Genomic DNA, 14,995 nt, shown 5'->3' with positions numbered 1-14,995 from the left:
CGTGCCGCAACGGCACGGTGTCGACTCGGCCGTGGTCGCGGACATCCGCCGCGCCACCACGAGCAGGGAGGTCGTCGTGTCCCGTTCCAGCTCCGCGTCGCCGGTCACCACCGGGACCGGTCCGCGCCCGGGGTGGGTGGAGGTCGTCGTCGGCCTGGTCGTGCTGGCCGCCGTCGCCTACGGGGGCGGACCGCTGGTGCTGCGGACCCTCGACCCCGGTCCGCTCGCCGGGGGCCTGTTCCTCGCGGCGCTGTCGGGGATCGCGGGCATCGCCGGGTTCGCCGCGGCCGTCGCCGTCCGTCGCCGCCCGCTGTCCGGGTTCGGGATCCGCTCGACGACGGTGCGGTGGCTGCTGCTCGGCGTCGCGGGCGCGCTGCTCGCATTCGTGGTCAGCAGGCTGCTGGCCGTCGGCATGGTCCTGGTCGGGCTGGAACCGGAGAACATCCAGGGCTCCTACACCGACGCGGGCAGCGGCGGGGCCTGGTCGGTGGCGCTGTCGCTGCTGTTCCTCGCCGTGCTGACCCCGCTGGGCGAGGAGCTGTTGTTCCGCGGGGTGGTCACCTCGGCGCTGCTGCGCTACGGCGCCGTCGTCGGTGTGGTGGGCAGCGCGCTGGTGTTCGCTCTGGCACACGGGCTGAACGCGGTGTTCGTGACGGCCCTGGTGGTCGGCCTGGTCGCCGGCGAGCTGCGGCGACGCAGCGGCTCGGTGTGGCCGGGGGTGGTCACGCACCTGGTGCACAACGCGATGGCCCAGGTCGTCGCGCTGGCGTTCGCCGGGGTGCTGTGAGCGACGGGCATCCACCAGGTGCCTGACAGCGTCGGTCCGTGTCCGACGAGGACGTCCCGCTCCGGGAGCTCATCCGACCGCACCGTGCGCGAGACCCTGGCCGCGGCGCAGGACTGACGGGGCGCCCGGACACCCGGGCCTCACACCGGGCGCGGCATACTCGCTGATCGTGATCGCCACCCTGCGGAAGCGCCCCCTGGTCCTGGCCGCCGCGATCGTCGTGCTCGTCGCGGTGGGTGTCGTGGTGGCGCTGCTGCGCCCCTGGGGTGGTGCCGGGACGACCGCCGAGCGGTACGTCACGGCCTGGGCCGCGGGGGACGCGCCGGGTGCGGCCGTCTACACCACGGACGCGGAGACGGCGGGCGCCTACCTGCAGAAGTCCCGCGACGACCTCGCCCCGGCCGGCATGACCGCCCGGGTGACCGGCACCCGCACCGACGGCGACCGCGCGACGTCGACGGTGGAGGTCGCCTGGGACCTGGGGCAGGGCCGGGCCTGGAACTACACCCTGGACCTGCCGCTCGTCGCCGCCGACGACGCCGCGGGCAACGACACCGGCTGGGCGGTCGACTGGTCGCCCGCGGCGTTCGCGCCGGGGCTCACCGACGGCCAGCGCCCGGTGACCCGCACCGTGACCGCCGCCCCGGCGCCCGTCCTCGACGCCGGCGGGGCCACGCTGCTCGCGCCCACCCCGGTCGTCACCGTCACCCTGGACAAGGCGCAGGTCGGGCAGGCCGCGGGTGGGCTCGGCTCCGCACTGGGCACGATCGACCCCGCGATCACGGCGTCGAGCATCACCGCGGGCGCGAACGCCGTGCCGGACGGGCAGGCCTACACCGTCGTCGTGCTGCGGGAGCCCGACTACCAGCGGGTCCGCGACCGCATCTACGACCTGCCCGGCGTCCGGTTCGTGTCCTCGACGCGGCTGCTGCCGCCCGACCAGGGCTTCGCGGGCCAGCTGATGCAGGGCGCCCGCGCCGACATCGAGAAGGCCGCCGGCGGGACGCCCGGCTGGTCGGTCGACGTCGTCGGCGCCCGCGGCGAGACCGTCCGCTCGGTGGCCGGGCAGCCCGCCGGGCCGGGGAAGCCGGTCACCCTGGAGCTGGACCGCACCGTGCAGGACGCGGCGCAGGCCGCCGTCGACGCCGACTCCAAGCAGGCGATGATCGTCGCGATCCGGCCGTCCACCGGGGCGGTGCTCGCGGTGGCGCAGAACGCGGCCGCCGACCGCGACGGCACGCTGGCCCTGACCGGCCGCTACCCGCCCGGCTCCACCTTCAAGATCGTCACCGCGTACGGGGCGATGCCGGCGGAGAACCTCACCCCGCAGTCCCCGGTCGAGTGCCCCGGCACCACCGTCATCGACGGGCGCACCATCCCCAACGAGGACTCCTTCGTGCTCGGCACCGTGCCGCTGACCGAGGCGTTCGCGCAGTCCTGCAACACCACGTTCTCCCGGCTCGCCCTCGGCCTGCCCGCCGGCGGCCTCCCGGACGCCGGGAAGGCGCTCGGCTTCGGCGCGGACTGGAAGATCCCCGGGATGACGACGATCACCGGCACCGTCTCGCCCGCCACCGACGACCTGCAGCGGGCCAGCGACGGCTTCGGCCAGGGCGACGTCCTCGCCTCCCCGTTCGGCATGGCGCTGGTGTCGGCGACCGTCCAGCACGGCGCGCCCGTCACGCCGTCGCTGATCCGCGGGGCGACGACCGAGGCCGCCGTCGCGCCCGGCACCCCGGACCGCGCGGTGCTCGACCAGCTGCGGCCGATGATGCGCGCCGTCGTCACCTCCGGGACGGCGCGGGCCGCCGCCGGGCAGGGCGAGGTGTACGGCAAGACCGGCACCGCCGAGTACGCGGGCCCCGACGGCGGCAACCGCTCGCACGGCTGGTTCACCGGCTACCGCGGTGACCTGGCCTTCGCCACCCTCATCGTCGACGGCGGGTCGTCCGGGCCCGCGGTGCAGATGACGGCGCGGTTCCTGGCCGGCGTCCCGCGCTGACCACGGCCACGCCGTCCCTGGCCCGGCCCGCGCGCGGGGGCCCGCCGGGCCGGGGCGGGACGGCGTCTTGTGGGGCGTCCTACCCTGGTCGTCGTGCACCCCAGCCGGATCCCCGCCCTGGCGTTCGTGGCCGACCTCGTCGCCGTCGTGGTGTTCGCCGCCATCGGGAGGCTGAGCCACGCCGAGGCCGACAGCGTGCTCGGCCTGCTCGGCACCGCGCTGCCGTTCGCGCTGGGTGCCGCGGCGGCCTGGGCGACGCCGTGGGTGCGGTCGGCGCCCGCGTCGCTGCGCGCCGGGGCGGTCGTGCTCGCCGGGGCCGTGGTCGTCGGGCTCCTGCTGCGGCTGGGGTTCCTGGGGCGGCTTCCGCTGTCGTTCGCGATCGTCGCGACGATCTCGCTCGCGGTCCTGCTGCTGGGCTGGCGCGGGATCTCCGCCGCCGTCGCGCGGATGCGGGCCCCGCGCACCCCGACCCGCTGAGGCCCCCGGACGTACCATGGGGGTCATGTCGACCCGCACGCTGCTCGTCCCCGGCACCCCGACCCCGATCCGCGAGGTGCCGTCGCACATCCCGCGTCCGGAGTACGTCGGCAAGCCGGCCCCGGCACGCAGCCGCCGCGGCGACATCCAGACGCCCGAGACGATCGAGCTGATGCGCCACGCCGGGAAGGTCGCGGCCCAGGCGCTGCAGCTCGCGGGGGAGACCGTCCGCCCGGGCATCACCACCGACGAGATCGACCGCGTGGTCCACGAGTTCCTCGTCGACCACGACGCGTACCCCTCGACGCTGGGCTACCGCGGCTTCCCCAAGTCCTGCTGCACCAGCCTCAACGAGGTCATCTGCCACGGCATCCCGGACACGACCGTGATCGACGACGGCGACGTGCTCAACGTCGACGTCACCGCGTTCGTCGGCGGGGTGCACGGCGACACCAACGCGACCTTCCTCGCCGGTGAGGTGTCGGAGGAGGCGCGGCTGCTCGTCGAGCGCACCCGCGAGGCCACGATGCGCGCCATCAAGGCCGTCCGCCCCGGGCGCGAGCTGAACGTCGTCGGCCGGGTCATCGAGTCCTACGCCAAGCGCTTCGGCTACGGCGTGGTCCGCGACTTCACCGGCCACGGCATCGCCCACGAGTTCCACTCCGGGCTGGTCGTGCTGCACTACGACCAGCCCGACGTGCACACCGTCCTCGAGCCGGGGATGACCTTCACCATCGAGCCGATGATCACCCTCGGCGGCATCGACTACGACACCTGGGACGACGACTGGACGGTCGTCACCAAGGACAAGTCGTGGGTCGCGCAGTTCGAGCACACCATCGTGGTGACCGACGACGGCGCGGAGATCCTGACCCTGCCCTGAGGCGGGGCCGCCCGGCGTGCGGGGTCATGCGGCGGCGCGCTCGCGCAGCAGGGCCAGCGCCTCGTCGGCGTGCTTGTTCATGTCGGTCTCGGACCCGATCTCGGCGAGGACCGCGCGGTCCGGGCCGATCACGAACGTCTTGCGGCGGGTGTGGAAGTTCCCCGGGAGCCAGGCGCGGTAGGCACCGAAGGACTTCGCGACGGTGTGGTCGGCGTCGGACAGCAGCGGGAACCCGAAGCCGTTCGCGGCGGCGAACATGTTCTGCTTGTCCGGCCGGTCCGAGGAGATCCCGACCGGCTGCGCCCCGATCTCGGCGAACTCGGCCGCGAGGTCGCGGAAGTGGCAGGCCTCGGCGGTGCAGCCACCGGTCATCGCGGCCGGGTAGAAGAACAGGACGACGGGCCCGGCGGCCAGCAGGTCGGACAGCCGGCGCGGTGCGCCGGCCTCGTCGGGCAGCTCGAAGTCGGTGGCGGTGTCGCCGACGGCCATGGTGTCTCCTCGGGTCGCGGGTGCGGGGGTGGGTCAGGAACGTGGGGGCAGCGGGAGGAACCCGCTGGTGCGGCGGACGTAGTCGGCGTAGCCGGGGCGCCGGTCGGCGATGTCGCGTTCCAGCAGTGCCGCGCCGGTGCCCTTCATCAGGTTCGCCGTGATCACGGCGACCCCGACGAGGCCGATCAGCCCGGCCGGGTGGTGCAGGGCGAGGATGCCCAGGCCCCACCAGACGCAGGCGTCGCCGAAGTAGTTGGGGTGGCGGGTGAACCGCCACAGACCGCGGTCCATCACCTCGCCGCGGTTCGCGGGGTCGGCGGTGAACCGGGCGAGCTGGGCGTCGCCGACGGACTCGAAGGTGAACCCGACCGCCCAGACGAGCACGCCGAGCACGGTGACGGCGACCAGCCATCCCGTGGCCGCGGTGCCGTACTGGGCGACCTGGACGGGGAGCGAGACGACCCACATCACCGCGCCCTGGGTGAGGTAGACGCGCCGGCCGATCGAGCCGCGCTCGCGCAGGTCGACGTAGCGCCGGTCCTCGGGCTTCCCGTGGTTGCGCCGCGCGATGTGGCGGGCCAGCCGCCCGCCCCACACCGCGACGAGCACGACGACCAGGGCGCGCCGCCAGCCGTCGCCGGTCGGGTCGAGGGCCGTCGCGGTCACCGCGGTGACGAGCGCGACCCACACGAACCCGAGCCCCCAGACGACGTCGACGCCGTCGTGCCGGCCGCGCCGCACGCCGATCGCGTACGCGAGGGCCATGAGCACGGCGACGGCGACGGCGGTGACGCCGAGGTTGACGGCCCACGCCGCCCAGGGGAAGGGGTTCACCCCGGTCATGCTGTCGCGGCCGGCGACGGCGCGCCCGCCGGGGCGGACCCGACGGCCGGGTCGAGACCCAGGATCCCGGTGCGGCTGCGCGGGAGCCCGGAGGTGCCGTCGGCACCGGGGCGCACGGTGAGGATCTGGTGCACGCCCATCCGGTTCTCCTCGAACGCCAGCGCGGCACCGGCCAGGTACAGCAGCCAGATCCGCCACTGCTCCTCGCCGATCATCCGGACCGCGGTGTCGCGGTGCGCCTGCAGCGTCTCCAGCCAGGGCCGGACCGTCCACACGTAGTGCTCGCGCAGCGAGTGCACGTCGACGATCTCGTGCCCGGCCTGCTCCAGGAACCCGAGGGTCTCACCGAGCGGGCGCATGTACATGTCCGGCGCGACGTAGGCCTCCATGAACGCGCCGCCGCCCGGTGCGGTGTTCGCCCCGACCGACCCGCGCGACATCTGCTGCAGCAGCAGGCGTCCGTGCGGCCGCAGCATGCGGTGCAGCTGTGCGGCGTAGACGCCGTAGTTCTCCTGCCCGACGTGCTCGCCCATCTCGATGGAGGACACGGCGTCGAAGGGCTGCTCGGAGATCTCGCGGTAGTCCTGCAGCCGGATCTCCACCCGCTCGGACAGCCCCGCCCGGCGGACGCGCTCGACACCGTAGTCGCGCTGCTGGGCGGACAGGGTCACGCCGGTGGCGTGCACGCCGTAGTGCTCGGCCGCGTGCACGAGCAGTGAGGCCCACCCGCAGCCGACGTCGAGCAGCCGCATCCCCGGCGCCAGGCCGAGCTTGCGGCAGATCAGGTCCAGCTTGTCGCGCTGGGCGTCGACCAGGGTGTAGCCGGGCCCCTCGTCGCGGGTCCAGTAGCCGCACGAGTACGCCATCTGCGGGTCGAGCAGGAAGGCGTAGAACTCGTTCGACAGGTCGTAGTGGTGGCTGATCGCGTCGCGGTCGCGGCGACGGCTGTGCCGCCGCCCGCCCAGCCGGGCCTCCGACGCCGGCGGCCGCGGCGGGGTGCCGACGGCGCCGAGCCGGGCCGCGGTGCCCAGGGCGCCGAGCTTCTGGCGCAGGTCGAGCCGCACCGCGCCGGTCCCGGGCTTCGCGAGCTGCCAGAACCGGGACAGCCCGTCGGCGATGTCGCCGTCGAAGGACAGGTCACCGGAGACGAACGCGCGGGCCAGGCCGAGCTCGCCCGGCGCCCACAGCAGCCGGCGCAGGGCCCGGCGCCGGTTGACGATCACCGTCGGCGGGGTCGGGTCGTCGGGGGTGCCGGTCCGGCCGGCCTCGCTGCCGTCCCAGGCGCGCAGCCGCACCGGGAGCGGGGCGCCGAGGACGTCCTCCAGGAGCGAGGTGAGACGCTCCGCGGGGGTGGTGGTCATGGGGGCACCTCTCAGAAGGACGGGCGGCGCTGCAGCGAGAACTGGAAGACGTCGAGGTAGCCGACGCGGAACCCGGCCTCGCAGTAGCCGAGGTAGAACTCCCACATCCGCCGGAACGTCTCGTCGAAGCCGAGCGCCTCGACCTCGTCCCACCGCTCGAGGAAGCGGGTGCGCCAGTGGCCCAGGGTGCGGGCGTAGTCGTAGCCCAGGCTCCGGCGCTCGGCGACGTGCAGCCCGCCGGTGTGCCGGGCGAGGTTGTCCTCGATGGACTCGACCGACGGGATGATCCCGCCGGGGAAGACGTACTTGTGGATCCAGGTGTAGTCGTTGCGGGCGACCATCATCCGGTCGTGCGGCATGGTGATCGACTGCAGGCCGACCCGGCCGCCCGGCTTGAGCAGCCGGTCCAGCGCGGCGAAGTACGTCGGCCAGTACTCGACGCCGACGGCCTCGATCATCTCGACCGACACGACGGCGTCGTAGGAGCCCTGGGCCTCGCGGTAGTCGCGCAGCAGCACCTGCACCCGGTCGGCCACGCCCGCCTCGGCGAGCCGCGCCTCGGCGAGGGTCTTCTGCTCCTGCGAGATCGTCAGCGTGGTGACCCGGGCGCCGCGCTGCGCGGCCCGCGTCGCGAGCCCGCCCCAGCCGGTGCCGATCTCCAGTACGTGCATCCCGGCCTCGACGCCCGCCATGTCCAGGATGCCGTCGATCTTGCGTTCCTGGGCGAGGACGAGGTCGTCGGAACCGTCGGCGAACCAGCCGGCGGAGTAGGACATGGTGTCGTCGAGGAACAGCGAGAACAGCTCGTTGGACAGGTCGTAGTGGCGGTGGATGTTCTCCCGCGACCCCTCGACCGAGTTGACCTCGGCGGTGGGTTGGCGGGCCTCGGCGAACCGGCGGCCCAGCCGCTGCAGGGCGGGCGGCACCAGCGTCGACAGCCGGGCGGCGAACGGGGTGAGCAGCCCGGGCAGGTCGGTGGTCGTCCAGTCGCCGACCATGTACGACTCGCCGAAACCGATCTTCGAGTCGGCGCCGAGCCGGTGGAAGAAGGCCGAGGGCCGCTCGATCCGCATCACCGGCGAGGACGGACCGCCGGACCCGATGCGCTCCCCGCCGGGGAACACCACACGGACCGGCAGCGACCGGACGGCGTTGCGGAACAGCGACTCCGCGATCCGGGCCTTGGCCGGAGCCACGGGCGGTGTCGCCAGACCGGGCCACACACCCTCGTTGGGGCGGGGCACGGCGTGCGTGCGGGGTCGGGTGCCGCGCACGCCACCGGGGGTGGGCACGGCGATCCCGTCGTGCTGCATGGTCATCGCGTGACCCCTTCCTGGTGCTGATCCTGTGTGGAGTGTTCGTCGGGGAGGCCCGCGCGGTTCTGTGGTGGCCGGGCCGGTTTCGGCACGACCGGCAGCTTCGTCCACAGCGCGATGCCGTGGCGCCGGATCAGCGCCGCGGTCCGCTGGGTGACCAGCGGGCGGCGCAGCACCGTGCGCGCCACCTGCCGGGTGGTCGCGGGCCTGCGGGTCCCGGCCAGGGTGGCGACGAACGCGGGCGCACCGTCCTGGTGCAGCGTGATCGCGATGCCGAGCCGGTCGCCGGGCTCGGGCAGGCGCATCGTGTAGTGGCCGTCGACCGTGAGGAACGGCGAGACGTAGAACTCCTTGTCCACGCCCGCCCGCCCCGACGGGTCGGGGTGCAGCAGGTAGCAGTGCCGCTCGCCGTAGGTGTTGTGCACCTCCGCGACCACGCAGGCGAGCGTGCCGTCGGCGCGGTGGCACCAGAACACCGAGATCGGGTTGAACACGTAGCCGAGCACCCGGGCGTGGGCGAGCATCAGGACCCGGCCCCCGGCCAGGTCGATGCCGTGCGCGGCCAGGTAGGCGTCGACGTTCTCCCGGATCCCGCGCCCCGGGTCCCCGAGGTGGTCGCGGGCGTCGAAGCGGGCGAACGGGCGCAGCCAGAACGGCAGCCGCGGCAGCGCGTCCAGGTCGACGAGCCAGTAGTAGATCGGGTGCGAGAACGCCGTCTCCAGGTCGCGCCGGCGGGCGTGACGGACCTCGGCGTCGTAGAGCGCCGGGGTGCTCACCAGCTCACCCCGAGCGCGCGGGCGGCGCGCACGCCCGAGGCGCAGCCGTCCTCGTGGAAGCCCCAGCCGTGGTAGGCGCCGGCGTAGGCGGTGACCGGGGTGTTCAGCTCCGGCAGGCGGCGCTGTGCGGCCACCGAGTCCGGCGTGTACACCGGGTGCTCGTAGGTCATCCGCGCGACGACGGTGTCCGGGTCGATCCGCCCGGTGCCGTTCAGGGTGACCACCCAGTCGTCGGGGTCGGTGAGGCGCATCAGCCGGTTCATGTCGTAGCTGACCAGCACCGGGGCCTCGGTCGAGTCGGCGCAGGAGGGCTTGAGGTAGTTCCACGACGCCCGGGCGCCGCGCCGGCGCGGCAGCAGCGAGGTGTCGTGGTGCAGCCAGGTCTCGTTGCGGGAGTAGGTGAACGCCCCCAGCACGGCCCGCTCGTCGGCGGTGGCGCCGTCGCCGAGGACCGCCAGCGCCTGGTCGGGGTGGGTGGCGAGCACGACGTGGTCGAACGCGGCGACGGTGTCGGCGTCGTCGCGGACCTCGACGCCCGCGGTCGAGCGCAGGACCGAGCGGACCGGCGTCGCGGTGCGCACCGCCGGGAGCTGCTTGACGACACGGTCCACGTAGGAGCGGGACCCGCCGGTGACGGTCCGCCACTGCGGCGACCCGCCGATCCCGAGCATGCCGTGGTGGTCGAGGAAGGTGAACAGGTAGCGCGCCGGGTAGTCCAGCGAGAGCGCCGCGCCCGCCGACCACACGCAGGACACCACCGGGATCATGAAGTGCTGCACGAAGTAGCGGGAGTAGCCGCCGATCGCGAGGAACGCCCCGAGCGTCACGTCGCCGGCGGACTCCTCGGTCAGGACCCGCCGTGCGTGCCGGTGGAACCGCACGACCTCGCCGAGCATCCGCAGGTAGGCCGGCCGGGCCACGTTGGAGGCCTGCGGGAACAGACCGCCCAGCTTGCGGGCGCCGGCGTACTCCAGCCCGCAGCCGTCGCAGCGCACCGACATCGACATGTCGGAGTCCTGGGTGGACACCCCCAGCTCGCCGAACAGGCGCAGCAGGTTCGGGTAGGTGCGGTCGTTGTGGACGATGAACCCGGAGTCGACGTGGGTGGTCCCTCCGTCCGACGACGCCAGCTCGTGGGTGTGGGCGTGCCCGCCGGGGCGGGCGTCGGCCTCGTACAGCGTCACGTCGTGGCTGCGGGACAGCAGGTAGGCGGCCGTCAGACCGGACACCCCGCTGCCGACGACGGCGACGGTCGGACGCGCCTGCGGTGCACTCACCTGTCAACTCCTTCGAGGGCGACCCGCAGCCCGGCCGGGGCGGGTTCCGCCATGGCGTTCGAGATGACCGGGTCGCGGGGTTCGGCCCCGAGCTCGCCGAGTGCGAAACGTCGCACCAGGGAGGTCCAGTCACCGGCGCGGCGGAGCATGGCGTGGCCGTCGCCGAGCACGTCGAAGCGGGCGACCCGGTCGGTCACCGACCGGGCGCGCAGGGCGTAGGCGTAGGACGCGGCGGGGTCGGTCATCCGCTCCCGGTCGCCGTGGGCGATCAGCACCGACCGTCCGGCGAGCTGGTCGACCGGGTCGGAGCCCTCCAGCCAGGGGGCGAGCCCGCACACCGCGACGACGCCGGGTGCGCCCGCCGCCCGCAGCACCGCGCGGGCACCCATCGAGTGCCCGACGAGCACGACCGGGCGTCCCGGGTAGCGGCGCGCGAGCTCGTGGACGGCCCACTCGGCGTCGCGGTAGGCGTCCATGGCCGGGCCGTTCCAGCCCTTCAGCCGGTAGCGCAGCAGGTGCACTGCGACGCCCGAGCCCACCTCGGTCCGGTGGGCGCGCCCGCCGCGCTCCAGGGAGTGCGCGAACGGCAGCATGCGCAGCAGGGCCAGCCCGCGCCGGGCGGGCGCCGTGGAGTGCGACTTCCCGCCGTGGGCGACGAGCACGACACCGGCCGGTTCGGGGTGTCGGTCGCCGGCGTTCTCCAGCCACGGACTCGGATCGGGCACGGGGCGCCTCGCAGGGGACGGGGTGCACGGGGCACCGGAACGGTCTCGGCGCGTGTTCGTCCGGCGGCCCGGTGGTGGCCGGTCGGTGGGACCGTCCTCACATCGGGTCGGCCCGGACACGGTCCGCGACCGGTGCGTACCCGTCGACCCTAGATCGGGTCCGCGGTATCTCGCTCGTCGAGACATCTCGGTACGCGGGGATCGCTCGAACGGGTGAGGTGTGCGTCACCTCCCGTGGTCACGGCCGGGGTGGGTAGGACCACGGACGCACCCGGTCGTCGTGAGGGGCGAAGATGGTCGTGTGCCCGGGACCGGGCGCCGTGGACGGACGGGCGGGGAGGACGACGACGATGGGCGTGCCACCGGAGCTGACGGTGTGGCAGAAGGTCGTGGCGACGGTGCGACGCCGGCGTCGCGGGTCGGGCTTCTGGTTCGGGCTCGCGATCGCGGTGATCTGGCCGTTCGTCGTCTTCGGGACCCGGCTGGGCTGGCGCGGCGCGGAGCACCTGCCGCGCACCGGCGGCGCCCTGCTGGTCGGCAACCACGTCTCGTTCTCCGACCCGATCTTCGACATCGCCTTCGGCACCGCGCACGGCCGGATCCCGCGGTTCCTGGCCAAGGGCGAGCTGTGGTCGGTGCCGGTGGTGAAGTGGGTGCTCGGGCACGGCGGGCACATCCCGGTGTACCGGTCGTCGAAGCGGGCGGCGGAGTCGTTCACCGGCTCGATCGACGCCCTGGAGCGCGGGGAGATCGTCGCGATCTACCCGGAGGGCACCTACACCCGCGACCCCGGGCACTGGCCGATGAAGCCGAAGAACGGCGTCGCCCGGATCGCGCTGCGCTCCGGCGCCCCGGTGATCCCGATGGCGAACTGGGGCACCCAGGACTTCCTGCCCGCCGACGGGAAGCCGACGCCGTTCCCGCGCAAGCGGGTCACGGTCGCGCTCGGCCCGCCGGTGGACCTCTCGGAGTTCGCCGGGAAGCCGCTCACGAAGACCACCCTCGACGCGGCCACCGCGAAGATCATGGACGCGGTGACCGGGCTGCTCGAGGAGCTGCGCGGCGAGACCCGCCCCGCGACGACGTACGACCCGGAGGCGCGGCCGCGTCCGGAGGCGCCCGGCGAGCCGCTCGACCCGGCCGAGCGCGCCGCCGGCTGAGCCTCAGATCTCCAGCCCCAGCAGGGCGTTCTCGATGACCTCGGGCAGCGCCGGGTGGATCCAGTACTGCCCGGTCGCGATCTCGGAGACGGTCTGGCCGAACACCATCGCCTGGATCAGCTGCTGGACCAGCGTCGACGCCTGCGGCCCGAGCAGGTGCGCGCCCAGCAGCCGTCCGGTGCCCTTCTCCGCGACCAGCTTGCAGATGCCGGTGCGGTCCTCCATCGCCCAGCCGTAGGCGACGTCGCCGACGTTCTGCACCTTGACCGCGATGTCGAACCCGGCGTCGCGGGCCTCGGTCTCGGTCATGCCGACCGAGGCGATCTGCGGCTCGGTGAACACCGCCGCCGGGACGAAGTCGTGGTTGGTGGCGCGCAGGTCGTCCGGGTGCGCCAGGTTGTGCCCGACGATCTTGGCCTCGTGGTTGGCCACGTGCTTCAGCTGGTGCGGGGAGCTCACGTCGCCCAGCGCCCACACGCCCGCGGCGGAGACGCTGCGCTGGTACTCGTCGACGGCGACGCGGCCGTCGGCGTGCACGGTCACACCGCCCCGGTCCAGGTCCATCCGGTCGCCGTTGGGCATCCGGCCGGTGGCGACGAGCAGCGTGTCGGCGACGACGGTGGAGCCGTCGTCGAGGGTGATCTCGACCTCGCCGGGCCCGCCGCTGCCGTCGCCGGACAGCGCGGTGACCTGGCGGCCCAGCCGGCAGTCCCAGCGGGCGGTGGCGACCTCGGTGAACCGGTCGGACAGCGTGTCGTCGAGGTGGCGCAGCAGCTTCGGCCCGCGGGCGATCACGGTGACCTCGGCGCCGAGCGCGGAGAACACGTGCGCGAACTCGGAGGCGATGTAGCCGCCGCCGAGGATCGCGAGCCGGCGCGGGACGTCGTCGATGCGCATCACGGTGTCGGAGGTCTCGAACGGCACGCCGGCGTCGCCGACCAGCGGCGGGATGCTCGGCCGCGACCCGGCGGCGATCACGATCCGGTCGCCGCTGACGGTGTCGGTGCCGGAGCCGTCGGTGCGCTCGACGCCCAGCTCGCGCTCGCCGGTGAAGCGGGCGTGCCCGAAGTACACGGTGACGTTGGGGCTGCGGTCGACCCGGTAGGAGCGCCCGCCGTCGGAGATCGGGTCGATCCGCCCGAACACCCGGTCCCGGATGTCGGTCCAGCGGATCTTGTCGACGGTGCCGTCGACGCCGTAGGTGTGCGCGTGCCGGATGTTCTCGGCGACGTCCGCGGCGTAGACGTACATCTTGGTCGGGATGCAGCCGACGTTCAGGCAGGTCCCGCCGAACACCCCGTGCTCGACGATCGCGACGTCGAGACCGGCGAAGCGTTCGTCGATGAAGGTGTTTCCGGAACCGGTGCCGATGACGACCAGATCATGGTGGGCCACGTCGCGAGGCTAACCGCTTCCGCGGGCCCGCGACGCTCTGGTACCCCTCTGCAGATGACCGTTCCCACACCGGCCGCGGCGACGACCCCGACCCTGCACCGCGCCTGGGCCGCCGACCTCGACCCGGCCACCCTGTACGCGCTGCTCGCACTGCGCACCGCGATCTTCGTCGTCGAGCAGGAGTGCCCCTACCAGGAGCTCGACGGGCGCGACCTCGAACCGCGCACCCGGCACCACTGGCTGGCCGACGGCGGCACGGTCGTCGCGACCCTGCGGCTGTTGGCCGACCCGGGCGGGGTGCTGCGGATCGGCCGGGTCTGCACCCGTGCCGACGCGCGTGGGCGCGGGCTGGGGCACCGGCTGATGGACTCGGTGCTCGCCGAGGTCGGCGACCGCCCCTGCGTGCTCGACGCCCAGGAGGTCCAGGAGCCGTTCTATGCCCGGCACGGGTTCGTGCCTGCGGGGGAGCGGTTCGTCGAGGACGGCATCCCGCACGTCCCGATGGAGCGCCGCCGCTCCTGAGCGGGGCTCAGCCCGCGGCCCGCTTGCGCAGGTCCGGCGGGAACTGCCCGGCGTCGATGCAGGCCTGCGACCAGCGGTCCAGGTCGGCGGCGACGCCGTCGAGGTCGTCGCCCAGCGCGGCGACCAGGTCGTCCTGGGACGCGTCGGTGGCGGCCTCGACCCGGTCGCGGAAGCGGCGGCCGTCGTCGGTGAGGGCGGCGTCGGACCCGGCGGAGGTGGTCAGGCCCTCCTCGGCGAGCCTGCGGGCGCCCGCGTCGGCCATGTCCTGCGGCCAGGCGCGGGTGCCGGAGTACTCGCCGAGCGGGTAGCCGACCCACAGCTCGGCGAGGATGCCCATCCGCACCGGGTCCAGCCCGGCCGCGACGGAGGCGGCCACGTGGCCGTCGCCGCGGTGCTCGCGCACCAGGTCGGCGGCCCGCCACAGCCGCCCGGCCGGGTCCTGGGGGCGGGGCCGGGCACGCAGGGCGGAGAACAGCGGCCTGCCCGCGCCGGACACCGCGTCGACGGCGCGCTCCAGGATCCCGGCGACCTCGGCGACGCGGCCCGCGTCGGTCTCGTCGCCGAGGACCGCGCGCAGGCTCGCGGCGGTCTCGGCGTCGCGCAGCTGCTGCAGCTCCTCGACGTCGACCAGACGCAGCGCGTCCTCCCAGGTGGAGCCGACGAACCCGGGCTCGAACACGGCGAACGCGGCGGCGACCAGCGCCCCGGGCGCCCGGCCGCCGAACGGTCCGCCGCGTCCGCCGACGTAGGCGGTGAAGAAGTCCAGGCCGCGGGCGCCGACGGCGTCGCCGACCCGGGAGGACCAGACGTCGTGCATGGCGACCGGTTCGAGCGCGTCGCGCAGCCGGCGGGCCGGTGCGCCCCCGGTCACCGCGCCGGGCACCTCGATCCCCTCCGGTGCGGCGGCGAAGAAGATCCGGACGGCTTCGGCGTGGTCCACGTGCGCTCCTCGCGGGGTTCGGCGGCGCTGCCGGCCCGACGG

At 74.3% G+C, this 14,995-nt stretch carries 15 protein-coding genes; 6 read left to right on the top strand and 9 right to left on the bottom strand.

Annotated elements, in window-relative coordinates; all coding sequences use genetic code 11:
- The first annotated feature begins 1 nt into the window (after position 1).
- The 4 genes from DMP17_RS18835 to map all read left to right on the top strand — a co-directional run bounded on the left by DMP17_RS18835 (position 2) and on the right by map (position 4,149).
- A complete protein-coding gene (locus DMP17_RS18835; protein WP_337832700.1) occupies positions 2-787 on the top strand; it encodes a CPBP family intramembrane glutamic endopeptidase in 786 nt (261 codons plus the stop codon).
- A gap of 169 nt (positions 788-956) precedes the next feature.
- Positions 957-2,789, top strand: coding sequence for a penicillin-binding transpeptidase domain-containing protein (locus DMP17_RS18830; protein ID WP_337830205.1), 1,833 nt, complete (start codon positions 957-959; stop codon positions 2,787-2,789).
- Between the two features lie 69 nt (positions 2,790-2,858).
- Positions 2,859-3,266, top strand: a complete 408-nt coding sequence (locus DMP17_RS18825) for a DUF3054 domain-containing protein (RefSeq protein ID WP_337830204.1) — start codon at positions 2,859-2,861, stop codon at positions 3,264-3,266.
- 25 nt (positions 3,267-3,291) lie between these two features.
- Positions 3,292-4,149 carry a type I methionyl aminopeptidase gene (gene map / locus DMP17_RS18820; protein WP_226355778.1) on the top strand — a complete coding sequence of 286 codons (858 nt, stop codon included), beginning with the start codon at positions 3,292-3,294 and terminating at the stop codon, positions 4,147-4,149.
- A 24-nt stretch (positions 4,150-4,173) separates the two neighbouring features.
- Here the strand turns inward: map and DMP17_RS18815 are convergent, their stop codons facing one another.
- The 7 genes from DMP17_RS18815 to DMP17_RS18785 are packed head-to-tail and all read right to left on the bottom strand — an operon-like array spanning position 4,174 to position 10,936.
- Complete coding sequence (locus tag DMP17_RS18815) at positions 4,174-4,638, bottom strand: peroxiredoxin (RefSeq protein WP_337830203.1); 465 nt, start codon at positions 4,636-4,638, stop codon at positions 4,174-4,176.
- A gap of 33 nt (positions 4,639-4,671) precedes the next feature.
- Entirely contained in the window at positions 4,672-5,481 is an 810-nt protein-coding gene (locus DMP17_RS18810; protein ID WP_337830202.1) for a DUF1295 domain-containing protein, read from the bottom strand.
- The gene (locus tag DMP17_RS18805) at positions 5,478-6,842 is read right to left on the bottom strand and encodes a cyclopropane-fatty-acyl-phospholipid synthase family protein (RefSeq protein ID WP_337830201.1); all 1,365 of its coding nucleotides are present in this window, start codon (positions 6,840-6,842) and stop codon (positions 5,478-5,480) included. Before DMP17_RS18805 ends, DMP17_RS18810 begins: the two co-directional genes overlap by 4 nt.
- A gap of 11 nt (positions 6,843-6,853) precedes the next feature.
- Positions 6,854-8,161, bottom strand: a complete 1,308-nt coding sequence (locus DMP17_RS18800; protein WP_337830200.1) for a cyclopropane-fatty-acyl-phospholipid synthase family protein — start codon at positions 8,159-8,161, stop codon at positions 6,854-6,856.
- Positions 8,158-8,934, bottom strand: coding sequence for a DUF1365 domain-containing protein (locus tag DMP17_RS18795; protein WP_337830199.1), 777 nt, complete (start codon positions 8,932-8,934; stop codon positions 8,158-8,160). The genes DMP17_RS18800 and DMP17_RS18795 overlap by 4 nt, the downstream gene beginning before the upstream one ends.
- On the bottom strand, positions 8,931-10,211 hold the full coding sequence (locus DMP17_RS18790; RefSeq protein ID WP_226365955.1) for an NAD(P)/FAD-dependent oxidoreductase: 1,281 nt from the start codon (positions 10,209-10,211) through the stop codon (positions 8,931-8,933). Before DMP17_RS18790 ends, DMP17_RS18795 begins: the two co-directional genes overlap by 4 nt.
- The gene (locus DMP17_RS18785; RefSeq protein WP_226355785.1) at positions 10,208-10,936 is read right to left on the bottom strand and encodes an alpha/beta hydrolase; all 729 of its coding nucleotides are present in this window, start codon (positions 10,934-10,936) and stop codon (positions 10,208-10,210) included. The genes DMP17_RS18790 and DMP17_RS18785 overlap by 4 nt, the downstream gene beginning before the upstream one ends.
- A 350-nt stretch (positions 10,937-11,286) precedes the next feature.
- Between DMP17_RS18785 and DMP17_RS18780 the strand changes: the two genes are divergently transcribed.
- Positions 11,287-12,096, top strand: coding sequence for a lysophospholipid acyltransferase family protein (locus DMP17_RS18780; protein WP_226355786.1), 810 nt, complete (start codon positions 11,287-11,289; stop codon positions 12,094-12,096).
- A 3-nt stretch (positions 12,097-12,099) separates the two neighbouring features.
- On the opposite strand, the gene DMP17_RS18775 is transcribed toward DMP17_RS18780, so the two are convergent.
- On the bottom strand, positions 12,100-13,491 hold the full coding sequence (locus DMP17_RS18775) for a mycothione reductase (RefSeq protein ID WP_337830198.1): 1,392 nt from the start codon (positions 13,489-13,491) through the stop codon (positions 12,100-12,102).
- 54 nt (positions 13,492-13,545) lie between these two features.
- On the opposite strand from DMP17_RS18775, the gene DMP17_RS18770 reads away from it, so the two are divergent.
- A complete protein-coding gene (locus tag DMP17_RS18770; RefSeq protein ID WP_226355788.1) occupies positions 13,546-14,013 on the top strand; it encodes a GNAT family N-acetyltransferase in 468 nt (155 codons plus the stop codon).
- A 7-nt stretch (positions 14,014-14,020) separates the two neighbouring features.
- On the opposite strand, the gene DMP17_RS18765 is transcribed toward DMP17_RS18770, so the two are convergent.
- On the bottom strand, positions 14,021-14,953 hold the full coding sequence (locus DMP17_RS18765; protein WP_337830197.1) for an SCO6745 family protein: 933 nt from the start codon (positions 14,951-14,953) through the stop codon (positions 14,021-14,023).
- Positions 14,954-14,995: the final 42 nt, after the last annotated feature.

It is taken from the genome of Pseudonocardia sp. TMWB2A (genome assembly GCF_017312135.1).
The sequence above is the reverse complement of the archived record's forward strand: the minus strand, read 5'-3'. Positions and strand labels throughout refer to the sequence as shown.

Bases quoted from the DNA above. Each gene is read 5' to 3' on its own strand.
- map (WP_226355778.1), top strand. From the start codon at position 3,292: ATGTCGACCCGCACGCTGCTCGTCCCCGGCACCCCGACCCCGATCCGC.
- DMP17_RS18815 (WP_337830203.1), bottom strand. From the start codon at position 4,638: ATGGCCGTCGGCGACACCGCCACCGACTTCGAGCTGCCCGACGAGGCC.
- DMP17_RS18810 (WP_337830202.1), bottom strand. From the start codon at position 5,481: ATGACCGGGGTGAACCCCTTCCCCTGGGCGGCGTGGGCCGTCAACCTC.
- DMP17_RS18805 (WP_337830201.1), bottom strand. From the start codon at position 6,842: ATGACCACCACCCCCGCGGAGCGTCTCACCTCGCTCCTGGAGGACGTC.
- DMP17_RS18800 (WP_337830200.1), bottom strand. From the start codon at position 8,161: ATGACCATGCAGCACGACGGGATCGCCGTGCCCACCCCCGGTGGCGTG.
- DMP17_RS18780 (WP_226355786.1), top strand. From the start codon at position 11,287: ATGGGCGTGCCACCGGAGCTGACGGTGTGGCAGAAGGTCGTGGCGACG.
- DMP17_RS18770 (WP_226355788.1), top strand. From the start codon at position 13,546: ATGACCGTTCCCACACCGGCCGCGGCGACGACCCCGACCCTGCACCGC.